The sequence below is a fragment of the Streptomyces sp. NPDC048462 genome, assembly GCF_043200175.1.
Taxonomy (GTDB): Bacteria; Actinomycetota; Actinomycetes; order Streptomycetales; family Streptomycetaceae; genus Streptomyces.
In genome coordinates, this window is record NZ_JBICXG010000031.1 from 67,323 (window position 1) to 88,374 (window position 21,052).

The following is a 21,052-nucleotide window of genomic DNA, read 5'->3' on the forward strand; positions in this document are numbered from 1 at the left end:
GGGGGCCGGGCCCGCGGCGCCCTCGGCTACAGGCTGTCCCAGAAGGAGACCAGGGCGGCCGCCGTCGGCTCCGGCCGGTCCGTGTTGGGGGAGTGCTCGGCGCCCTCGATCCGGGTCCGGCGGGCGCCCAGCCGCTCGGCCATCTCGTCGAGCAGGGGCACCGGCCAGACGTCGTCGCGCTCGCCGGAGACGACGTGCACCGGCAGTCCGGTGGCGGCGACCTCGGCCACCCGGTCGGGCTCGGTGGCGAGCTGGCGGCCGGTGGCGATCAGCTGGGCGGGGCGGTGGCGCATCCAGCGCCGCCGCAGGTCCTCGCCGCCCGTCTCGGCCTCCGCGGGCGGGTCGAAGGCGCGCATGGCCTCCCAGACCTGGTCCATGCTCATGGTCGCGAGCGCGTCACCCAGGATCTTCGCCTTGATCTGCTGGGCCTCGACGACCTGCGCGGGCCCGGACGACATCAGGGTCAGCGACCGGAACGGTGCCGGATCCAGGATGGCCGCGGCGCGTGCGACCAGCCCGCCCAGCGAGTGCCCGAGCAGGTGGACGCCGCCGTCACCGGGGCCGAGGCCGAGCGCGGCCGTCTGCGTGAGTGCGTCGCGCGCCAACTCCGCCTGCGCGTAGGACTCCTGGCGGTCCGTCCCCTCGCTCTCGTACTGCCCGCGCCCGTCGACGGCGACCGCGCGGTACCCGGCGTCGGTCAGCGGTTCCAGCATCGCGATGAAGTCCTCCTTGCTGCCGGTGAAGCCGGGCAGCAGGAGCGCGGTGCCGCGCGGAGCGGTACGCGGGGACGCGTCCAGGACGGCGAAGTCGCCGCGCGCGGTGTGCAGCGTACGGGCCCGGGTGCAGGGCGGCGGGACGAAGGTGGGTGGCCGGCTCATGGGACGAGGTTATGCCGTGCAACGCCCGACGGGCCCGAGGGGGATCCCTCGGGCCCGTCGGGCACACATCCGGCGCGCTCGGGCGCCGGCCTCAGCTCTCGTTCTCAGCTCTCGGTCTTCGCGGCGGCGGCTCGGGGTGCCCGGCGCCGGCGCGGCTTGGCCTCGCCCTCGGTGACCGGGGCGTCCGCCACGGCCTCCGTCTTCGGCTTGGCGGCGGCGCGGGTGCGACGCCGCGGCCTGCTGTCGTTCTCCGGCTCGGCGATCGGCGCGATCTGGAAGTCGACCTCGTCCTCGGCCGGCTTGATCACCCGGGCGCGGCGGCGCGGCTTGGTCACCGTGCCGGCCTCGGCGGCGGGCTCGGCCACGGGGGCGGTCTGGAAGTCGACCTCCGCCGTCACCGGCTTCACGACCCGGGCGCGGCTGCGACGCGGCTTCGCCGCGGGCACGGCCTCTGCCGCCACCTCGACGGTGACATCGGCCTTGGCCCTGGAGGCCCTGGTCCGGGTCTTCACCACGGGCTCGGGCTCGGTGTCGATGACGACGACCGGGGCGGCCTGCGCCGTCTCCACCTCGTCCTCGGCCGCGACGTCCGGGGCGCCGACGCGGCCGCGACGACGCCGGCGCGGCGTGCGCGGCTCGGCGGGGGCTTCGGTGACGGCGGGAGCCTCGACGGCCTCCGCTGCCGGTGCGGGCACCGTGGCGGCGCTCTCCTCGGCGGCGGAACCGCCCCGGGTGCGACGGCGCTGACGCGGTGTGCGCGGGGGGCGCTCCTCGCGGACGGCGGGTGCCGACGCGGCGGGGGACTTGCGGCCCCGGCCGCCCGTCTCGCCGAGGTCCTCGATCTCCTCGGCCCGCAGACCGGCGCGGGTGCGCTCGGTGCGCGGCAGGACACCCTTGGTGCCGGCCGGGATGTCCAGTTCCTCGTACAGGTGCGGGGAGGTGGAGTACGTCTCCGGCGGGTCCGGGAACTTCAGGTCCAGCGCCTTGTTGATCAGCTGCCAGCGCGGGATGTCGTCCCAGTCGACCAGCGTGATCGCGATGCCCTTGGCACCCGCGCGGCCGGTGCGGCCGATGCGGTGCAGGTAGGTCTTCTCGTCCTCGGGGGACTGGTAGTTGATGACGTGGGTGACACCCTCGACATCGATACCGCGGGCCGCGACGTCGGTGCAGACGAGGACGTCCACCTTGCCGTTGCGGAAGGCGCGCAGCGCCTGCTCGCGGGCGCCCTGGCCCAGGTCGCCGTGGACGGCGCCGGAGGCGAAGCCGCGCTTCTCCAGCTGCTCGGCGATGTCGGCCGCGGTGCGCTTGGTGCGGCAGAAGATCATCGCGAGTCCGCGGCCGTTGGCCTGGAGGATGCGGGAGACCATCTCCGGCTTGTCCATGTTGTGTGCGCGGTAGACGTACTGCGCGGTGTTCTTGACCGTCGTGCCCTCGTCGTCGGGCGAGGTGGCGTTGATGTGCGTCGGCTGCGACATGTAGCGACGGGCGAGGCTGATGACCGCGCCCGGCATGGTCGCGGAGAACAGCATGGTCTGCCGCTTGGCCGGCAGCATCGTGATGATGCGCTCGACGTCGGGCAGGAAGCCCAGGTCCAGCATCTCGTCGGCCTCGTCGAGGACGAGGACGCGGATGTGCGAGAGGTCGAGCTTGCGCTGGCCCGCCAGGTCGAGCAGCCGGCCCGGGGTGCCGACGACGACGTCGACGCCCTTCTTGAGGGCCTCCACCTGGGGCTCGTACGCCCGGCCGCCGTAGATCGCGAGAACGCGGACGTTACGGACCTTGCCGGCGGTCTGGAGGTCGTTGGTGACCTGCTGGCACAGCTCACGGGTGGGGACGACGATCAGTGCCTGCGGCGCGTCGGTGAGCTTCTCGGGCGCGGCCCGGCCCGCCTCGACGTCCGCGGGGACGGTGACGCGCTCCAGCAGCGGCAGCCCGAAACCGAGCGTCTTGCCGGTGCCGGTCTTGGCCTGCCCGATGACATCGGAGCCGGAGAGCGCTACGGGGAGCGTCATCTCCTGGATGGGGAAGGGGGACATGATGCCGACGGACTCAAGGGCCTCGGCCGTCTCGGGAAGAATCCCGAGGTCTCGGAACGTAGTCAGGGTATTGCCTCTTCTGTGAAACGCGGTCCGAGGCGAACGAAGGGGGTCGTACCGTGCCGGGGTTGGTCATCCGGCCGTGGATGGGCCGGGTGGCGCGGGACCACTGCCGTCGCTCGAGCGCTCGTGCCGCTGAGGGGGCCCCTCATCTGCGGTCGTACGTGGCGTACGCACCGCGTGGAGGGCTGTCGGGTCGGAGCCGATCGGGCCACCGACCGGGCATCCTCATTCAATTTCGCGCCACGAGCAGTTGCAAAATGCTCAGTAAGCGCAATACCACTGTACCCCGGATTCGCGCATCTGTGTCGGGCGAATTCATCGGAACGGTGTGACGTCAGTCTGCGGGCGGACCCGTCCACCCCCCGGCGGGCGGGCTATTCTGCGCTCCATGGAGACGCCTGACAACGCCACGGAAACCCCCGCATCCACCCGAATCGCCGACCAGGACTGGGCCACCGCGTCCACGGAGCCGCAGTACCGCGCCGCCGTCGTGGACCTGCTGGGAGCACTCGCCTACGGGGAACTGGCGGCCTTCGAGCGGCTCGCCGAGGACGCGAAACTCGCGCCGACGCTGGGTGACAAGGCGGCGCTGGCGAAGATGGCGTCCGCGGAATTCCACCACTTCGAGCGGCTGACCGACCGGCTGACGGCGATCGAGGTGGAGCCGACCGCCGCGATGGAGCCGTTCGCCAAGGCGCTCGACGACTTCCACCGCCAGACCGCACCGTCGGACTGGCTGGAGGGCCTGGTCAAGGCCTATGTCGGTGACTCGATCGCCAGTGACTTCTACCGTGAGGTCGCGGCCCGGCTCGACTCGGACACCCGTTCCCTGGTGCTCGCCGTCCTCGACGACACGGGACACGGCAACTTCGCCGTCGAGAAGGTGCGCGCCGCGATCGAGGCGGACCCGAGGCTCGGCGGCCGGCTCGCGCTGTGGGCGCGCAGGCTGATGGGCGAGGCGCTCTCGCAGGCGCAGCGCGTGGTGGCCGACCGCGACGCGCTGTCCACCATGCTGGTGGGCGGGGTGGCCGACGGCTTCGATCTGGCCGAGGTCGGCCGGATGTTCTCGCGGATCACCGAGGCGCACACCAAGCGGATGGCCACCCTGGGGCTTGCGGCGTAGCACCGCTCCCGCGGTGTCAGGCAGCCGCCGACCGGCTGATCCGGCGGCTGCGCGGCCGGATCAGCAGGGACACCGTCACCGCGGAGATGAGCGCCGCGCCGATCAGCGTTGCCGCCGCGTGGCCGGGGCCCAGCACCGAGTGCATCAGATACAGGCCGAACAGGGCCCCCAGCGCGCCGGTGCCGAAGACGGCCCGGCGGGACGGGAGGCGGGGCGACAAGGAGCGCAGGGCCGCCCAGGAGAGGGCGAGTCCGAGCACGACGGAGCCCAGGGTTTCCAAGATCACAGACGATCACCTCGCAGGTACGGGGCGGGCAATTCGGTCTACGCGGTACTACCCCCGGGCCGCGGAACACAATCCCCCGGCGGACAGGCTTCGCCCAGGCGTCGCACAGGAACGCACAGGAGTTCGGCTGTCGTACATGAACGGCCGCCGCCGCGCGGGACGGCCCTGCTCGGGCTCGCACCCCCGGGCACAACGGAAAACGGCCCGGCGGGGGATTCCCCACCGGGCCGCTTTGCGCGGTCACTGTGTCCGTGCGCGCCTCTAGAGGGCGCCGAACCCCACCCGTCGCGTGCTGGGCTCGCCGATCTCCACGTAGGCGATCCGGTCGGCCGGCACCAGGACCTTGCGGCCCTTCTCGTCCGTGAGGCTGAGCAGCTGCGCCTTGCCGGCGAGAGCCTCGGAAACCGCGCTCTCGACCTCTTCGGCGGAAAGCCCGCTCTCCAGAACGATCTCCCGGGGCGTGTGCTGCACCCCGATCTTGACCTCCACGGCTATGTCCCTCCGACGGTCAGTCCCTGCGCGGTGAACCGCGCCGTACGCAGCACACATTAGCCCGCTGCGGACGGTGGCCAGGGGTCGGCGGGCAACGCCCGCAGCGAACACGGGCGCCGGCCGCCCCGCTCAGTGCTGGTCGATGCCGTGCAGCGGGAAGCCCGCGATGCCCCGCCAGGCCAGCGAGGTGAGCAGCTGCACCGCGGTGTCGCGCGGGATGGCGGACCGGCTGGAGAGCCAGTAGCGGGCGACCACCTGGGACACCCCGCCCAGGCCCACGGCGAGCAGCATGGACTCGTCCTTGGACAGCCCCGTGTCGCCGGCGATCACGTCGGAGATCGCCTCGGCGCACTGGAGCGAGACCCGGTCCACCCGCTCGCGCACGGCGGGCTCGTTGGTGAGGTCCGACTCGAAGACCAGCCGGAAGGCACCGCCCTCGTCCTCGACGTACGCGAAGTAGGCGTCCATCGTCGCGGCCACACGCAGCTTGTTGTCGGTCGTCGACGCGAGCGCCGTGCGGACCGCCTGGAGCAGCGACTCGCAGTGCTGGTCGAGCAGGGCCAGGTAGAGCTCAAGCTTGCCCGGGAAGTGCTGGTAGAGCACCGGCTTGCTGACCCCGGCCCGCTCCGCGATGTCGTCCATCGCGGCGGAGTGGTAGCCCTGCGCGACGAAGACCTCCTGGGCGGCGCCCAGAAGCTGATTGCGTCGGGCGCGACGCGGCAGGCGAGTGCCCCGCGGGCGCGCCGCCTCGGTCTGCTCGATGGCTGTCACGCCGCCTCCCAAAATTGTGTTCCGGCACAACCGTTCCGTACTCGCTGCGCCGTACCGCCATCGTACTTTCGGGTAACCCGGGTATGCGCGGCGCGGACGCAGAATTTCATGGACCGGACGCCCGCGGTAGCCACAGATTCCCTTGACCTGTGCCGTATAGCGGGACGTTTCAGCGGTAATCGTCCTCGTCGTGCGTGACGACGCGGGCCTGTTCGGCCGCGTCCGCCTCGTTCGCACGGTTCCGGTCGACTTCCGTCAGTGGTTCGTCGCCCTCGGGGCGCAGCTCCGTCCGCTGCTCGGCGGCGTCCGCCTCGGGTGTCTCCTGGCCGGGTCCGTCGGGCTGGACGCCCTCGAAGGACTCCGGGTCGCTGGGGTCGACCGTCATGGTGACTCCCTTCCTTGCTCCGAGCCTAGGAGCACGGCCCCGATGCCGCTATGCGGTGTGTGACGGCGAACACACGAATCGCGGTGTGATCGTCTCGTAACATTGCCACATGTCTTCGACCGAGCTGCCGGGAGTCCGCGCCGCCGCCGCAGCGGTGGCCCCCACGGTGAGCGCCGTCAGGGTCGCGGAGGGCGAGAGACTCCGCTCCGTCACGCTGGCCGGACTCACGCTGAACGTCCGATCGCGGCCCCCGGAGCGGACGGGCCTGGCGCCCGCCCTCTACGTCCACGGGCTCGGCGGCTCCTCGCAGAACTGGTCGGCCCTGATGCCGCTGCTGCAGGACGTGGTGGACGGCGAGGCGCTCGACCTGCCCGGCTTCGGGGACTCCCCGCCCCCCGACGACGGCAACTACTCGGTCACCGGACACGCCCGCGCGGTGATCCGCTTCCTGGACGCGGGCGAGCGCGGGCCCGTCCACCTGTTCGGCAACTCCCTCGGCGGTGCGGTGGCGACCAGGGTCGCGGCGGTCCGCCCCGACCTGGTGCGCACGCTGACCCTGATCTCGCCCGCGCTCCCCGAGATCCGGGTCCAGTTGTCGGCCGCGCCCACCGCCCTGCTCGCGGTTCCGGGGCTCGTATCCCTGTTCGCGCGGATGAGCCGGGACTGGACCGCGGAAGAACGCACCCGCGGAGTCATGGCACTCTGTTACGGCGATCCGGCACGCGTCTCCGATGCGGGCTTCCGCGCGGCGGTGGCCGAAATGGAGCGACGGCTGGAACTGCCGTACTTCTGGGACGCCATGGCGCGCTCGGCACGTGGCATCGTCGATGCGTACACGCTGGGCGGTCAGCACGGGCTGTGGCGTCAGGCCGAGCGGGTGCTCGCGCCGACCCAGCTCGTGTACGGCGGACGGGACCGGCTCGTCTCGTACCGGATGGCACGCAGGGCGTCCGCGGCCTTCCGCGATTCGCGCCTGCTGACACTGCCCGACGCGGGGCACGTGGCGATGATGGAGTACCCGGAGGCGGTCGCCCAGGCGTTCCGGGAACTGCTCGACGAAGACGGCGGGAGCTGATCCGGGGCGTGGGACGACACAGTCGAAAGGGCCCTGAGGCCAAGGCGCCGGAGGCCGGGCCCGCCCCGGCGGAACCGGGCGCCGGGCGAGAGGGCACCCGGCCCGCACCCGGCAACGGCCGGCGCAGGCGGCCGGGCGAGGCGCCGCAGGCCGGCGGTGGACCCGCCCCGTTCCAGGGCGCGCCGCAGGTGCGCGGCGGTCACCCCGAGCAACGCGAACCGGGCGGCGGCTGGGGCGCCGGAGCCGCCGGGCGCCCCGGCCCGCCGTCCCGCACCGAACCCGGCCGCAGCGGCGGCGAGGCCTCCGTGCCGCAGCATCCGCAGGCGCCGCGGAACGCGCAGGGGACCGGCACCAAGTCGCTGATACCGGGCCCGCGCAGGGAGTTCGTCGAGGCGTTCGACGCCCCGTCCGCCCGGCCGCCCCGCGCCACCCCGGCGCCGGAGCGGTCCGCCCCCGCCGACCCGTACGGCTCCGTCAGTGACTGGGACGAGCAGCCGCCGGACAGCGAGGACGGCGCGCCCAAGGACTCCAGGGGCGGCAGGGGCCGCACCTTCACCGGTATCGCGGCCGCCGCCGTGACCACGGTGCTCGCGGTGGTCGTCGCGGGCCAGGTCGCCCACGACAGCGGCGGCCGGTCCGGCGAGGCGCAGGCGGCGGGAGTCGACCGGGACGGCGCCGACGGCGCCTCGCGTTCGGACGACAGGAACACCCCCACGCCCAAGGTGGCGGTCAAGCCCCTCTCGTACGAGCAGAAGATGGCCAAGGCCTTTCCGCTGGCGCCGAAGCTCAAGGGCTCGGGGAAATTCGCGGCCGTACCCGGGGTGGCGAAGGCTCCGGGCAAGGGGCACAGGTACGTCTACCGGATCGATGTCGAGAAGGGGCTCGGGCTCGATTCCGCGCTCTTCGCCCAGGCGGTCCAGAAGACCCTGAATGATGAACGCAGTTGGGCACACGACGGTGCGATGACCTTCGAACGGACTTCCACCGGTGATCCGGATTTCGTGATCACGCTGGCCAGTCCGGGAACCACCGGGGTCTGGTGCGAGAAGTCGGGTCTGGACACGACGGAGGACAACGTCTCCTGCGACTCCGCCGCCACCGAGCGCGTGATGATCAACGCCTATCGCTGGGCCCAGGGCTCGTCCACCTTCGGTCCGGACAAGCTCTACTCCTACCGGCAGATGCTGATCAACCATGAGGTGGGCCACCGGCTGGGGCGCAACCATGTGAGCTGCCGCACGCCGGGCACCCTCGCTCCTGTGATGCAGCAGCAGACCAAATCGCTCGACATCGACAACATCAAGTGCAAGCCCAACGCCTGGGTGTACCCGAAGGGTTGAGCCCGGATCGCGGCCGCGCGAGCGGCCGCGGTCCGGTGGCCGGGAGACCGGACGCCGGACGCGCGGGGGTGATCTCCCGGCACCCTTGTCCGAATAGTGAGACGGCTGTCTCGCATGGCGTTGACACCGCACAGGCTGTCGCCGCATATTTCTCGGCATGTCACACAGCCCCCTCACCTCCGAACGCGCGGCCATCGAGCTGGCGCTCATCGGTGTGACCGGGCACAGTGTCGCCGACGTCGACTGTTGCTGACGCCTGCCCGAGTGCGCGTCGGCCCCTTGCCGTCCGAGCCCCGACGGGCCGGCCGGCCCTTCCCGACCGCCGCACCGGGCGTACTCCGTCCGCAGGCGCGGCAGTTCCAGCGTTCCGGTCCCGGTACCGACCGGTCGTACGCACATGTCCCTCTCGCCGCCTGCACGGATGCACTTCCGTATCCCCACCCAGGCAGTTCTCCGAGAGGTCACCTTCCGATGCGTCAACCGTCCGTCATACCGCGCCGCGCAGCAGCGGCCGCCGCAGTACTCGTCGTGGCCGCGGGCGCCGCGGCCTGCGGGCCCGAGGGCAGCGGCAAGGGGAGCGACAGCGGCTCGGGCGCGCCCAAGAAGGGCGGCACGCTCACCGTCCTCAACAGCGCCCCGCAGGAGGACTTCGACCCCGGCCGGCTCTACACCTCCGGCGGCGGCAACGTCCCCTCGCTCGTCTTCCGCACCCTCACCACCCGCAACCGGGAGGACGGCGCGGCCGGTTCCAAGGTCGTCCCCGACCTGGCGACCGACCTGGGCACGCCCAGCAAGAACGCCACCGTCTGGACGTACACGCTCAAGGACAACCTCACGTACGAGGACGGCACCGCGATCACGAGCGCCGACATCAAGTACGGCGTCGAGCGCTCCTTCGCCGCCGAACTCTCCGGCGGCGCGCCGTACCTGCGTGACTGGCTGGTCGGCGGGGCCGGCTACCAGGGTCCGTACAAGGACAAGAAGGGCCTCGACTCGATCGAGACGCCCGACGCGAAGACGATCGTCTTCCACCTCAACAAGCCCGAGGGCGAGTTCCCCTTCCTGGCCACCCAGACCCAGACCACCCCCGTACCCAAGGCCAAGGACACCGGCACGAAGTACGAGGAGCACCCGCTCGCCTCCGGCCCGTACAAGGTCGTGAAGAACGAGGGCGACGGCGAGCGCCTCATCCTGGAGCGCAACACCCACTGGTCGGCCGCCACCGACGAGGAGCGCAAGGCCTACCCGGACCGCATCGACGTCCGCTCCGGGCTCGACTCCGCCGTCATCAACCAGCGGCTGTCCGCCTCGCAGGGCGCGGACGCAGCCGCCGTCACCACCGACACCAACCTCGGCCCGGCCGAGCTCGCCAAGGTCAGCGGCGACAAGAAGCTCGCCGCCCGGGTCGGCACCGGCCACTTCGGCTTCACCAACTACATCGCCTTCAACCCGAAGGTGAAGCCGTTCGACAACCCGAAGGTGCGCCAGGCGATCTCCTACGCCGTCGACCGCACCTCCGTCGTCAACGCCGCGGGCGGATCCTCCCTCGCCGAGCCCGCCACCACCTTCCTGCCCGACCAGGCCTCCTTCGGCTACACGCCGTACGACGCCTTCCCGGCCGGGAAGAACGGCGACGCGGCCAAGGCGAAGGAGCTGCTGAAGGAGGCCGGGTACCCCAAGGGGCTGACCGTCACCCTCACGCACGACAACGAGAAGAACTTCGCCACAAGCCCTGAGATCGCCACCGCGCTCCAGGAGGCGCTGAAGAAGGCCGGCATCACCGTCAAGCTCCGGGGCCTGGAGGACAACGCCTACTCCGACACCGTCTACAACGTGAAGACCGAGCCCGGCTTCTTCCTCGCCGGCTGGGGCGCCGACTGGCCCTCGGGCGGCCCGTTCTTCGCCCCGGTCTTCGACGGACGCCAGATCGTCAAGGCCGGGTACAACTTCAACTCCTCCCAGCTGAACGACCCCTCGGTCAACAAGGAGATCGACGAGATCAACAAGCTGACCGACCTGAGCGCCGCCGCCAAGCGCTGGGGCGCGCTCGACAAGAAGGTCGGTGAGCAGGCGCTGACCGTGGCGCTGTTCCACCCGGTCTACAAGCGCCTGTACGGCGAGTCCGTCAAGAACGTGGTGATCAGCGACTGGACCGGCGTGCTCGACATCTCGCAGGTCGCGGTCAAGTAGCCATGACCGAAACACTGCTGGTCAAGGAGGCGGGGGCCGTCGCGGCCCCCGCCTCCGGGGCCCATCCGTTCTGGCGGCGGCTGCGCACCCGGCGCTCCGCCCCGGTCGCCGCCGTCCTCGTCGCCCTGCTGGTCCTCACCGCGCTCGCCGCACCGCTGCTCGCGGGCATCGAGGGCCAGAACCCCACCACGTACCACCCGGATCTCGTCGACTCCGCGACCGGCGGGGTGCCCCTCGGCTCCTTCGGCGGGATCAGCGCCGAGCACTGGCTCGGCGTCGAACCGCTCACCGGACGCGACCTCTTCGCCCGCATCGTGTACGGCGCCCGCGTCTCGCTCGGCGTGGCGCTCGGCGCGACGCTGCTCCAGGTCGCCATCGGCGTCGCCGTCGGCCTCGCGGCCGGACTCGGCAACCGCTTCGTCGACCAGGTGTTCAGCCGGATCACCGACGTCATGGTCGCCCTGCCGGTCATGGTGGCCGCCCTCGGCGCGCTCGCCGTCGTCCCGGCCGGATTCCCGCGCCCGGTACTGATCGCGCTGCTCGTCGGGCTGGTCGGCTGGACCCACATCTCCAAGGTCGTGCGCGCGAAGACCCTCGCCCTGAAATCGCTCGACCACGTCGCCGCCGCCCGGCTCAGCGGCTGGGGTCCCTGGCAGATCGCCCGGCGCGAGCTGCTGCCCGCGCTGGCGGCGCCCGTCATCACGTACGCCGTCCTGCTCTTCCCGTCCAACATCGTCGTCGAGGCCGCGCTCTCCTTCCTCGGCGTCGGCATCAAGCCGCCCACACCGTCCTGGGGACAGATGCTCAGCGACGCCGACACCTGGTACCAGGCCGCGCCCACCTATCTGCTGATCCCGGCCGGACTGCTCTTCGTCACCGTGCTGGCGCTGACCGTCCTCGGTGAGGGCGTGCGCACCGCGCTCGACCCGCGCGCCGCCTCCCGGCTGCGGATCGGCACCGGCGCGAAGAAGGAGGCCGGGGCATGACGTCCTTCCTGCTGCGGCGCCTGGGCGGAGCACTCTTCGTGCTGCTCGCCCTCAGCGTCGTCGTCTACGCCGCGTTCTACGTGGCACCCGGCAACGTCGCGCAGATCGCCTGCGGTCCGCGCTGCTCGCCCGCCCAGGTCGCCCAGGTCAGCGAGCAGCTACGGCTCGACGACCCGGTGTACGTGCAGTACGCGCACTTCCTCCAGGCGCTGGTCACCGGCCGCGACTACTCCACCGGAACCGGTGTGGTGCACTGCCGGGCCCCCTGCCTCGGGCTCTCGTACCAGAGCGGCCAGCAGGTCACCCAGCTGATCGTCACCAAGCTGCCGGCCACCGCCTCCCTCGCCGTCGGCGCCTTCGTGCTGTGGATGGTGCTCGGGGTCGGCACCGGAGTGCTCTCGGTGTGGCGGCGCGGCCGCGTCACCGAGCGCGTCCTGACCGGGATCACCCTGGCCGGCATGGCCACGCCGGTCTTCGTGATCGGTCTGCTGCTGATCATCATCTGCGTCACCGCGCTCCAGATCCTGCCGTTCCCGGACTACGTGCCGTTCCGGGACGATCCGGAGCAGTGGGCCTGGAACCTGCTGCTGCCCTGGATCTCGCTGGCGCTCGTCTCCGCCGCCCCGTACGCGCGAATGACCCGTGCCTCCATGTTGGAGACGCTCGCCGAGGACCATGTGCGCACCTTCAGGGCGTACGGGGTCAGTGAGCGGGTGATTGTCGGACGGCACGCCCTGCGTGGTGCGCTCGCCCCGGTGATCGCGCTCGGCGCCGTGGACATCGGCGCGATGTTCGGCGGCGCCGTGCTCACCGAGTCCCTCTTCGGGATTCCGGGGGTCGGCCGCGAACTCGTCGCGGCCGTACGGAACGTGGACCTCCCGGTCGTCGTCGGCCTGGTGCTCGTCACCGGGTTCTTCGTCGTCCTCGCCAATGCCGTCGCCGACATCCTGCAGGCGATGGCCGACCGACGGGTGGTGCTGTCATGAGTCTCGTCGAGGTCACCGATCTCTCGATCTCCTTCGGCGACGTCCAGGCGGTGCGCGGACTGTCGTTCTCGCTGGAGGCCGGTGGCGCGCTCGGCGTCGTCGGTGAGTCCGGCTCCGGCAAGAGCGCCTCCGCGTACGCCCTGCTCGGACTGCACCGGGGGACCGGCGCGAAGGTCGGCGGCTCGGTGCGGGTCGCGGGCGTGGACGTCCGGGCCGCCGGTGACGCGGAACTGCGCGGGCTCCGCGGGGCGAAGGCCGCGATGGTCTTCCAGGACCCGCTCTCCTCGCTGGACCCGTACTACGCGGTGGGCGACCAGATCGCCCAGGTGTACCGGGTCCACAACCGGGTCTCCCGGAGGGCGGCCCGGGCCAGGGCCGTCGAGGTGCTGGACCGGGTCGGCATTCCGGACGCGGTACGCCGCTCCCGCTCCCGGCCGCACGAGTTCTCCGGCGGGATGCGGCAGCGCGCGCTGATCGCCATGGCGCTGGCCTGCGAGCCGGAGCTGCTGATCGCGGACGAGCCGACGACCGCGCTCGACGTCACCGTCCAGGCCCAGATCCTCGACCTGCTGCACGGGCTGCGCCACGAGACGGGCATGGGCCTGCTGCTGGTCACCCATGACGTGGGCGTGGCGGCGGAGTCGGTGGACGAGGTCTTGGTCATGCGGTCGGGACGCGCCGTGGAACGGGGGCCGGTGGCCGAGGTCCTGCGCGCGCCGCGCGAGCCCTACACGAAGGCGCTGCTGTCGGCGGTGCCGCGCATCGCCCCGGAGCCGGGCGGCGGGGGCGGGCGTGCGGTGCCGGACGGTGCCGAGGTGCTCGTCGAGGCCGACGGCCTGCGGCAGGTGTTCGGCCGGGGCAAGTCCGCCCTGGCCGCCGTCGACGGGGTTTCCCTCACCGTCCGCCACGGCGAGACGCTCGGCATCGTCGGCGAGAGCGGCAGCGGCAAGACCACGCTCGGGCGGATGCTCGTCGGCCTGCTGGAGCCCACCTCCGGCACGCTCCGCCGGGTGGACCGGGTCCAGATGGTCTTCCAGGATCCGGTCTCCTCGCTCAACCCGCGCCGCTCCGTGGGCGAGTCAGTCGCCGACCCGCTGCGGGCGCGCGGGCAGCGCGACGAGGGCGCGATCAGGGCGCGCGTACGGGACCTGCTGGAGCGCGTCGGGCTCGACCCGGACCAGTACGACCGCTATCCGCACGAATTCAGCGGCGGGCAGCGCCAACGCGTCGGCATCGCCCGGGCGCTGGCCGCCGAACCGAGACTGATCGTCTGCGACGAGGCGGTCTCCGCCCTCGACGTGACGACCCAGGCCCAGGTGACCGCGCTGCTGGCCGAACTCCAGCGGGAACTGGGGCTCGCACTGGTCTTCATCGCGCACGATCTCGCGGTCGTACGCCAGTTCAGCGACCGGGTGGCCGTCATGCGCCACGGCCGGATCGTCGAGGAGGGCCCGGTGGAACAGGTCTACGGACAGCCCCGTGACCCGTACACCGAACAGCTCCTGGCGGCCGTGCCGGTGCTCGATCCGGCACTCGCGGCGGTCCGCCGCGCGGCCCGCGCGGAGCCCGCAGCCGCCTGACCGTACGTAGTCGACTGCCTCTATAGCGCGACGGAACGCTACGGGGGTGGGAAAGTTACGACGGTTCACCCCTTTCGGTGGTGCGACGGACAACCGTCCGTCGCACCACCGGCGTATCCGCTTACGGTCGTCCCGCTGCGAGTCACCGATCCAACGGTGGCCGCCCACAAGGGAGATCGGGGGTGTGCTCGTGCGGATCGGACTCCTCACCGACGGTGGTTATCCGTATGCGACCGGTGAGTCCAGACTCTGGTGCGACCGTCTGGTGCGCGGACTCGCGCAACACGAGTTCGATCTCTTCGCGCTCAGCCGGGACGCCGAACAGGAGGCGCGCGGCTGGGTCCAGCTCCCGCTCCAGGTGAGCCGGGTACGCACGGCCCCGCTGTGGACCGCCGACGAGGACGTCCTGGGTCTGCACGCACCCAGGGGGCTGCTCTCGCGACTGCTGACCGGCGGGGGCGCGCACTCCTACGGACGGCGCGAACGACGGCGCTTCACCACCCACTTCACGGCGCTCGCGACGGCGGTCTGCGCCGCGGGCGCGCGTGGTGGCGAGCGGGGTGAGGGCGCCGGCCGCGTCGAGGACACCGGACTCACCGGGCCCGCGGACGACGCGCGGTTCACCGACGGCCTCTACGGTCTGGCCGAACTTGCCGCCGAACGCGGCGGACTCCCCGCGGCGCTCCGCTCCGAGACCGCGGTACGGATCCTGGAGGCGGCCTGCCGCGCGCCCGGCACCGGCCGCACCGTCCAGGCCGCCACCGTCCCCGACCTCCTCACCTTCGCCGCCGAGCTGGACCGGGTGCTCCGCCCGCTCTCCCTCGACTGGTACGACGGGGAGAGCCTCGGCGCCGTGGACCTCTGCCACGCCACGTCGGGCGGCGCCGCCGCCCTGCCCGGTCTGCTGGCCAAACGCTTCTTCGGCGTGCCGCTGCTGGTCACCGAGCACTCCGTGCGGCTGCGGTCGCACTACCTCGCGTCGGCCGGGACCCCGCTCAGCGCGCCGGTGCGCGCCCTCCTCGCGAACTTCCACGGCCGGCTCGCCGCCGAGGTGTACCGCCAGGCCGCCCTGATCACCCCCGGCAACACGCACGCCCGCCGCTGGCAGGAACGCTGCGGCGCGGACCCCGCCAAGGTGCGCACGGTCTACCCCGGCATGGAGTCCGGCCGGTTCGAGGCGCTGGGTGAGACCGAGGGCGACGGCGGCCCCGACACCCTGGTCTGGGTCGGCCGGATCGAACCCGCCAAGGACCTGGTCGCCCTGCTGCACGCCTTCGCCGAGGTGCGCAGGGCCGAGCCCGACGCCCGGCTGCGGATCATCGGCGCGGCGGCCCAGGGCCCGGAGGGCGCCGGTTACCTCGCGCAGTGCCGGGCGCTCGCCGCCCAGCTCTTCCCGGACGAGGCCGCCGACGCGCACGCCGAGGGCGACAACCCGGTCTCCTTCGAGGAGATCGGCGGGGCCGAGGTCCCCGACCTCGCCCAGGCGTACGCGGCCGGCGGGATCGTGGTGCTCTCCAGCGTGGTCGAGGGCTTCCCGATCAGCCTGGTCGAGGCGATGTTCTGCGGCCGGGCCACGGTCTCCACTGATGTCGGCGCGGTCGTCGAGGTCATCGGCGGGACGGGGCTCGTGGTCCCGCCGCGCAATCCCCGGGCGCTCGCGGACGCCTGTCTGGCACTCCTGCGCGACCCCGAGCGCCGTGCGCGCCTGGGTGCGGCGGCCCGCGCCCGCGCGCTCGAACTCTTCACGGTCGAACAGAACCTCGCGGCATTTCGCGGCATTTACCTGGAGCTGATCGCCTGCGCGCCGGTGCGCAGGGATGCGGCGACGGTGAACGAGGACGGCGGACCGCGTCCCTTCGCCACCCCGCCTGAGGCCCACGTCCTCGGCCTGTGGCCGGGGCCGGACGAGCGCTTCGCCCCGGGACCGGCCGAGCGGACACCCAGCTGGGCCGGGAGCGGGGTGTGCGCGGGGGCGCGCGGAGCGGGGGACGGCGATGCGTGACCAGGAAGCGGCCGGACCGGGCCGCCGTACCGACCGGGCGGCCCGTGCCGACCTGACCGACAGGGCCGGGGCGCCCGGCGCCCACGGCGAGGCAGATGGAGGAACGACGATGGGCCGCCCGACCGAGGTGCCCGGCACACCGACGACCGCCGGCGGCTGGGACCCCCGCTCGCGGGCGCTCGTCCCCGACGCACCGGCCGGGACCGGCCCGGAGCGGACCACGGGGAACGCCCCGACGACAGCGCCGGTCGCGCCCAAGTCCCCAGCCGACGCCCCCGCCGAGGCCCTCGCCAAGACTTCCGCCGAGGGCGCGGCCTCAGGGGTCCCTCAGGCCCCGGCGGCAGTGGCCGCAGGCGCCCCGGAGTGCGCGGCGCAACCCTCCGCCCGCGCACCCGAGATCGCGCACGCCGCCCCGCCGCGCAAGCTCAGCACCGGGCGACGCGGCCCCGCCGACCCGGTCAAGTCGCTCATGCACCGGCACCGCGAGCTCTGCGAGCGTGCCGTCGACTCGCTGGAGATCGCCGCCGGGCTCGAGGCCCACGGCGTCACCGACCGCACCGCCGCCCGCTACCGGCACAGCGACGTGTTCTCGCTCGCCGAGGAACTGTTCGCCCGGGTACCGGGCATGACGGGGGAGCCTGCGGCACCCGGCACGGCACAGGAGCCCGTCGTCGTGCTCTCCACGGCGGCGGGTGACATCCGGACGCGCGCCGCGTGGTCGCTGCGGGCCCTGCTGCCGGGCGCCGCCTGCCTGGCGACCCTCGTATCGCTGCGGCTCACCGACGGGGTGCTCGGCGGCGAGGCACGGCTCGCCATCGGCAGCGGCGGCGCCCTCCTGGCGTTCATCGGGCTCGCTCTCGCGCTGCGCACCGGGCCGCTCTCCACCGGCGGCCGCGCCACGGGCGCCGCCAACCTGTACGGCTGCTGGCTGCTCGGCTACGCCCTGTACGGCGAGGCCCTGCTCCACCAGGTGCTCAGCGGCGGCCCCGAAGGCCCCTGGGCGATCACCCCGGCCCCGCTGCTCGGGCTCGCCGTCGCGGTCGCCCCGGCCGCCTGGTGCGCGCACCTCTTCTCCGTGCACGCACACCACAAACTCAACGGCAGCCGCGCGCTGGAAGAGTTCGCGGCAGGCGTGCGCCCCCTGCTGTTCGGCGCCGTCGCGTTCTTCCTCTGCGTCGTCACCGGCCTCCTCTACCTGGCGGGCCTCGGGACCGGCGGCGGCGCCCCCGTCGGGGCGGCCGGTCTCGGGGTGCTGCTCCTGCTGGCCCGGCTCCTCACCGTCCACGGCTTCCCCGGACCCGCCGCCACCGGACTCGCCGCCGCCTGCGCCGTCGAGGCCGCCGCACCCGCCCTGGTCCTGGCCGGACGGCTGCCCGGCCTCCACCCCGTCGCCCGGCCCGTCGACGCCCTCGTCGCGGCGGCGGGCGCCGGAGCCGTACCCGCCGTGGCCTGCGGCGCGGCCGCGCTCGGGCTGCTGACCACCGCCACCGTCGCGCTCTCCCGAGCATCCGCCCACACCGCCGACTGACGCGCGCCATGACGCACCACAGACCCCCGCGGAGCCGACGCCGCGGGTCCCGTCCCGCACCGTACGCAACTGCCTCAAGGAGACACCGGACATGACCCCCCAATACCTCGCACCGGCAGCCCGCCGTCGGCACCCAGGGGGCGCACGATGAGGGTGCTGCTGCTCGGAGCCAACGGATTCCTCGGCCGGTTCGTCGCCGACCGGCTGCTCGCCGACCCGGCCGTACACCTCACGGCGCTCGGCCGAGGAGACGACGCCGACGTACGGTTCGACCTCGCCAGCGGCAGCCCGGGAGCCCTCACCCGCTTCCTGGACGCCGTCCACCCCGGAGTCGTCGTCAACTGCGCGGGCGCCACCCGGGGCGGGGCGCGCGACCTGACCCGCCACAACACCGTCGCCGTCGCCACCGTCTGCGAGGCGATGCGGCGCAGCGGCTGCACCGCCCGGCTCGTCCAGGTCGGCTGCTCCTCCGAGTACGGGCCCTCGCAGCCCGGCTCGTCCACCGCCGAGGACGCCATCCCGCGCCCCGGCGGCCCGTACGGGGTCAGCAAGCTCGCCGCCACCGAACTCGTCCTCGGCTCCGGCCTCGACGCGGTGGTGCTGCGGGTCTTCTCGCCGGTCGGCCCCGGCACCCCGGCCGGCTCCCCGCTCGGCCGGCTCGCGGAGGCGATGCGCCGCGCCATGCAGTCCGGTGACGGCGAGCTCAAGCTCAGCGGCCTCGGCGTGCAGCGCGACTTCGTCGATGTGCGCGACGTCGCGCGCGCCGTGCACGCCGCCTCGCTCTCCGCCGCCCAGGGCGTCGTCAACATCGGCACCGGCCGGGCCGTGCGCCTCCGTGACGCCGCCGCCGTGCTCGCCAAGGTCGCCGGATACGCCGGCGCGCTCCACGAGCTGGACACCCCGCCCGCCCGGCTGCCCATCGGCGCCCCCCGCACCTCGGCCGAATCGGTCATGGAACACCTCTCGGCCACCCCCTCGCCCTATCCGGACGGCTGCGGCGCCTGGCAGCAGGCCGATGTGCGCACTGCCAGGGACCGGCTCGGCTGGCGCCCCCGGATCAATCTGGAGGAGTCCCTCGCGGACATCTGGATGGAGGCGGCGTGCCGTATCTGACCAGCACCGGCACGGCCCGCCGGACCAGCGGGGCTCAGCAGCTCGGCTTCGGCGTCCCCGGCTACGCGCACCCGCTGCTCGCACCCGTCGAATGGGCCGAGCTGGCGCGCCCCGGCACCCCGCTGCACTGGGCCGTCCTCGACATCGACAACGGCCCCGGCACCCGTCCCGACCCGCACTGTCTGGAGGCCGCGGGCCGGCTGCGCAACGCCCGCGAACGGGCCGTGCACGGCGAGGAGGCGCTGGACTCCGTGCGTGCGTCGGCCGGGCGGCTGCTCGGCCGGCTCGACCTGGCCTTCGGCAACCGGCCCTTCGACGAGCTGGTCACCGACGCCCGGTCCTTCCTGGACTGGTACCGCGTCGACGGCTTCTACCTCGACCGGTGCCCGGCCGACCGCCCCGGCCTCCCGGCGGTCCGCCGGCTCACCAGCACCCTCGCCGCGTTCCTGGCGGACAGCGACGGCGTGCGGGGCGGCGGTCACCTCGTGCTCGGGCACGACACCCACCCGTACCCCGGCTACGCGGAGGCCGCCGACCAGCTCGTCACCTTCCGGGGCCCGTGGACCGACTACCGCTGGTCGCAGGTGGCGGAGTGGACCGCCGCCTATCCGCCCGGCCGGTTCGCGCACTTCGTCCACGGCGTCCCGCGCAGCCACCTGGAGGAGGCGATGCGGATCGCGCGCTGGCAGGGCGCCGGAACGATCTTCTTCACGGATCGCAGCGGTGAGACGGATCCCGGAAACAGGCACGGACAAACCGATCCATTCGCGACGCTGCCCAGGTACTGGGACGAAATCGTCTCGCGGATCGGACCCGGTATCTCGGAATGAGAGGGGGCGTGGCAGTGTTACGGCAAGAACAACCGTACGTAGTCGAAGTACGTAGAAACCGACCACCTGCATTGTTGAGGTTCCTGTGTCGCTGCCACCCCTGGTCGAGCCAGCTGCTGAGCTCACCGTCGACGAGGTCCGCAGGTACTCCCGCCACCTGATCATCCCGGATGTCGGGATGGACGGGCAGAAGCGGCTGAAGAACGCGAAGGTGCTCTGTGTGGGCGCCGGCGGTCTCGGCTCGCCGGCCCTGATGTACCTGGCCGCCGCCGGTGTCGGAACGCTCGGCATCGTGGAGTTCGACGAGGTCGACGAGTCGAACCTGCAGCGGCAGATCATCCACAGCCAGGCCGACATCGGCAAGTCCAAGGCCGTGTCGGCCAAGGAGAGCGTGCAGGGGATCAACCCCCTGGTGAACGTGATCCTTCACGAGGAACGGCTCGAAGCCGAGAACGTGATGGAGATCTTCGCCCAGTACGACCTGATCGTGGACGGCACGGACAACTTCGCCACCCGCTATCTCGTCAACGACGCCGCGGTGCTGCTGAACAAGCCGTACGTCTGGGGCTCCATCTACCGGTTCGACGGCCAGGCGTCCGTCTTCTGGTCGGAGCACGGTCCCTGCTACCGCTGCCTCTACCCGGAGCCGCCGCCCCCCGGCATGGTTCCCTCCTGCGCCGAGGGCGGCGTGCTGGGCGTGCTCTGCGCGTCCATCGGCTCCATCCAGGTCAACGAGGCCATCAAGCTGCTCGCCGGCATCGGCGACCCGCTCGTCGGCCGGCTGATGATCTACGACGCGCTGGAGATGCAGTACCGGCAGGTCAAGGTCCGCAAGGACCCCGACTGCGCGGTCTGCGGCGAGAACCCGACCGTCACCGAGCTCATCGACTACGAGGCCTTCTGCGGCGTCGTGTCCGAGGAGGCCCAGGAGGCGGCGCTCGGCTCCACGATCACTCCCAAGCAGCTCAAGGAGTGGATGGACGCGGACGAGAAGATCGAGCTGATCGACGTCCGCGAGCCGAACGAGTTCGAGATCGTCGCGATCCCCGGTGCCAAGCTGATCCCGAAGAACGAGTTCCTGATGGGCACCGCCCTCCAGGACCTCCCGCAGGACAAGCGCATCGTCCTGAACTGCAAGACCGGTGTGCGCAGCGCCGAGGTCCTCGCGGTCCTCAAGTCGGCGGGCTTCGCCGACGCGGTGCACGTCGGCGGCGGCGTGATCGGCTGGGTCAACCAGATCGAGCCCGAGAAGCCGGTGTACTAGAACACCTCGAAGGGGCCGGTCCGCACCACGCGGATGCTGTTGGCGAATGCCCCTTCGTCGTGACGTCGGCCTGATCCATCTCGTTGGTGGGTCAGGCCGACGTTGTGTTTGGGGTGGGCAGATG

19 protein-coding genes are annotated in these 21,052 nt (G+C 72.5%); 13 read left to right on the forward strand and 6 right to left on the reverse strand.

The window, feature by feature from the left end:
• Nucleotides 1-26 precede the first annotated feature (26 nt).
• Complete coding sequence (locus tag ACGFU6_RS33875) at nucleotides 27-878, reverse strand: alpha/beta fold hydrolase (protein ID WP_393616403.1); 852 nt, start codon at nucleotides 876-878, stop codon at nucleotides 27-29.
• Nucleotides 879-982: 104 nt separating this feature from the next.
• Nucleotides 983-2,914 (reverse strand): DEAD/DEAH box helicase, encoded by a 1,932-nt coding sequence (locus tag ACGFU6_RS33880; RefSeq protein ID WP_393616404.1) that lies wholly within the window; start codon nucleotides 2,912-2,914, stop codon nucleotides 983-985.
• Nucleotides 2,915-3,365: 451 nt separating this feature from the next.
• Here ACGFU6_RS33880 and ACGFU6_RS33885 point away from each other — a divergent pair, with 451 nt between their 5' ends.
• Nucleotides 3,366-4,100, forward strand: coding sequence for a ferritin-like fold-containing protein (locus ACGFU6_RS33885; protein ID WP_393616405.1), 735 nt, complete (start codon nucleotides 3,366-3,368; stop codon nucleotides 4,098-4,100).
• Between the two features lie 16 nt (nucleotides 4,101-4,116).
• Here ACGFU6_RS33885 and ACGFU6_RS33890 read toward each other — a convergent pair whose 3' ends face one another.
• From ACGFU6_RS33890 to ACGFU6_RS33905, 4 genes are all read right to left on the reverse strand, one after another.
• The gene (locus ACGFU6_RS33890) at nucleotides 4,117-4,386 is read right to left on the reverse strand and encodes a hypothetical protein (RefSeq protein ID WP_393616406.1); all 270 of its coding nucleotides are present in this window, start codon (nucleotides 4,384-4,386) and stop codon (nucleotides 4,117-4,119) included.
• 261 nt (nucleotides 4,387-4,647) lie between these two features.
• A complete protein-coding gene (locus ACGFU6_RS33895) occupies nucleotides 4,648-4,875 on the reverse strand; it encodes a DUF3107 domain-containing protein (protein WP_024490505.1) in 228 nt (75 codons plus the stop codon).
• A 132-nt stretch (nucleotides 4,876-5,007) separates the two neighbouring features.
• Nucleotides 5,008-5,649 carry a TetR/AcrR family transcriptional regulator gene (locus ACGFU6_RS33900; RefSeq protein ID WP_018105511.1) on the reverse strand — a complete coding sequence of 214 codons (642 nt, stop codon included), beginning with the start codon at nucleotides 5,647-5,649 and terminating at the stop codon, nucleotides 5,008-5,010.
• A gap of 169 nt (nucleotides 5,650-5,818) precedes the next feature.
• On the reverse strand, nucleotides 5,819-6,034 hold the full coding sequence (locus ACGFU6_RS33905; protein WP_393616407.1) for a hypothetical protein: 216 nt from the start codon (nucleotides 6,032-6,034) through the stop codon (nucleotides 5,819-5,821).
• Nucleotides 6,035-6,143: 109 nt separating this feature from the next.
• Between ACGFU6_RS33905 and ACGFU6_RS33910 the strand changes: the two genes are divergently transcribed.
• The 12 genes from ACGFU6_RS33910 to moeZ all read left to right on the forward strand — a co-directional run bounded on the left by ACGFU6_RS33910 (nucleotide 6,144) and on the right by moeZ (nucleotide 20,928).
• Nucleotides 6,144-7,109, forward strand: coding sequence for an alpha/beta hydrolase (locus ACGFU6_RS33910; RefSeq protein WP_393616408.1), 966 nt, complete (start codon nucleotides 6,144-6,146; stop codon nucleotides 7,107-7,109).
• An 8-nt stretch (nucleotides 7,110-7,117) separates the two neighbouring features.
• Nucleotides 7,118-8,449 carry a DUF3152 domain-containing protein gene (locus ACGFU6_RS33915; RefSeq protein ID WP_393616409.1) on the forward strand — a complete coding sequence of 444 codons (1,332 nt, stop codon included), beginning with the start codon at nucleotides 7,118-7,120 and terminating at the stop codon, nucleotides 8,447-8,449.
• Between the two features lie 157 nt (nucleotides 8,450-8,606).
• A complete protein-coding gene (locus tag ACGFU6_RS33920) occupies nucleotides 8,607-8,702 on the forward strand; it encodes an Ms4533A family Cys-rich leader peptide (RefSeq protein ID WP_327338899.1) in 96 nt (31 codons plus the stop codon).
• Between the two features lie 218 nt (nucleotides 8,703-8,920).
• Nucleotides 8,921-10,639 (forward strand): ABC transporter substrate-binding protein, encoded by a 1,719-nt coding sequence (locus ACGFU6_RS33925; RefSeq protein ID WP_393616410.1) that lies wholly within the window; start codon nucleotides 8,921-8,923, stop codon nucleotides 10,637-10,639.
• Between the two features lie 2 nt (nucleotides 10,640-10,641).
• On the forward strand, nucleotides 10,642-11,625 hold the full coding sequence (locus tag ACGFU6_RS33930; protein WP_393616411.1) for an ABC transporter permease: 984 nt from the start codon (nucleotides 10,642-10,644) through the stop codon (nucleotides 11,623-11,625).
• A complete protein-coding gene (locus ACGFU6_RS33935; RefSeq protein ID WP_393616412.1) occupies nucleotides 11,622-12,611 on the forward strand; it encodes an ABC transporter permease in 990 nt (329 codons plus the stop codon). Before ACGFU6_RS33930 ends, ACGFU6_RS33935 begins: the two co-directional genes overlap by 4 nt.
• Nucleotides 12,608-14,191: a dipeptide ABC transporter ATP-binding protein gene (locus ACGFU6_RS33940; protein WP_393616413.1), complete on the forward strand. Its 1,584-nt coding sequence runs from the start codon at nucleotides 12,608-12,610 to the stop codon at nucleotides 14,189-14,191. The genes ACGFU6_RS33935 and ACGFU6_RS33940 overlap by 4 nt, the downstream gene beginning before the upstream one ends.
• Nucleotides 14,192-14,381: 190 nt before the next feature.
• On the forward strand, nucleotides 14,382-16,193 hold the full coding sequence (locus tag ACGFU6_RS33945) for a glycosyltransferase (RefSeq protein ID WP_393616420.1): 1,812 nt from the start codon (nucleotides 14,382-14,384) through the stop codon (nucleotides 16,191-16,193).
• Complete coding sequence (locus tag ACGFU6_RS33950; RefSeq protein WP_393616414.1) at nucleotides 16,186-17,721, forward strand: hypothetical protein; 1,536 nt, start codon at nucleotides 16,186-16,188, stop codon at nucleotides 17,719-17,721. Before ACGFU6_RS33945 ends, ACGFU6_RS33950 begins: the two co-directional genes overlap by 8 nt.
• Before the next feature lie 147 nt (nucleotides 17,722-17,868).
• Nucleotides 17,869-18,834, forward strand: coding sequence for an NAD(P)-dependent oxidoreductase (locus ACGFU6_RS33955; RefSeq protein ID WP_024493628.1), 966 nt, complete (start codon nucleotides 17,869-17,871; stop codon nucleotides 18,832-18,834).
• Nucleotides 18,822-19,664: a phage tail protein gene (locus ACGFU6_RS33960; RefSeq protein ID WP_393616415.1), complete on the forward strand. Its 843-nt coding sequence runs from the start codon at nucleotides 18,822-18,824 to the stop codon at nucleotides 19,662-19,664. The genes ACGFU6_RS33955 and ACGFU6_RS33960 overlap by 13 nt, the downstream gene beginning before the upstream one ends.
• An 85-nt stretch (nucleotides 19,665-19,749) precedes the next feature.
• Nucleotides 19,750-20,928, forward strand: coding sequence for an adenylyltransferase/sulfurtransferase MoeZ (moeZ, locus tag ACGFU6_RS33965; protein ID WP_393616416.1), 1,179 nt, complete (start codon nucleotides 19,750-19,752; stop codon nucleotides 20,926-20,928).
• The last annotated feature ends 124 nt before the right edge of the window (nucleotides 20,929-21,052 follow it).

Bases quoted from the DNA above. Each gene is read 5' to 3' on its own strand.
- ACGFU6_RS33875 (WP_393616403.1), bottom strand. From the start codon at position 878: ATGAGCCGGCCACCCACCTTCGTCCCGCCGCCCTGCACCCGGGCCCGT.
- ACGFU6_RS33880 (WP_393616404.1), bottom strand. From the start codon at position 2,914: ATGTCCCCCTTCCCCATCCAGGAGATGACGCTCCCCGTAGCGCTCTCC.
- ACGFU6_RS33885 (WP_393616405.1), top strand. From the start codon at position 3,366: ATGGAGACGCCTGACAACGCCACGGAAACCCCCGCATCCACCCGAATC.
- ACGFU6_RS33905 (WP_393616407.1), bottom strand. From the start codon at position 6,034: ATGACGGTCGACCCCAGCGACCCGGAGTCCTTCGAGGGCGTCCAGCCC.
- ACGFU6_RS33910 (WP_393616408.1), top strand. From the start codon at position 6,144: ATGTCTTCGACCGAGCTGCCGGGAGTCCGCGCCGCCGCCGCAGCGGTG.
- ACGFU6_RS33920 (WP_327338899.1), top strand. From the start codon at position 8,607: ATGTCACACAGCCCCCTCACCTCCGAACGCGCGGCCATCGAGCTGGCG.
- ACGFU6_RS33925 (WP_393616410.1), top strand. From the start codon at position 8,921: ATGCGTCAACCGTCCGTCATACCGCGCCGCGCAGCAGCGGCCGCCGCA.
- ACGFU6_RS33930 (WP_393616411.1), top strand. From the start codon at position 10,642: ATGACCGAAACACTGCTGGTCAAGGAGGCGGGGGCCGTCGCGGCCCCC.
- ACGFU6_RS33935 (WP_393616412.1), top strand. From the start codon at position 11,622: ATGACGTCCTTCCTGCTGCGGCGCCTGGGCGGAGCACTCTTCGTGCTG.
- ACGFU6_RS33940 (WP_393616413.1), top strand. From the start codon at position 12,608: ATGAGTCTCGTCGAGGTCACCGATCTCTCGATCTCCTTCGGCGACGTC.
- ACGFU6_RS33950 (WP_393616414.1), top strand. From the start codon at position 16,186: ATGCGTGACCAGGAAGCGGCCGGACCGGGCCGCCGTACCGACCGGGCG.
- ACGFU6_RS33955 (WP_024493628.1), top strand. From the start codon at position 17,869: ATGAGGGTGCTGCTGCTCGGAGCCAACGGATTCCTCGGCCGGTTCGTC.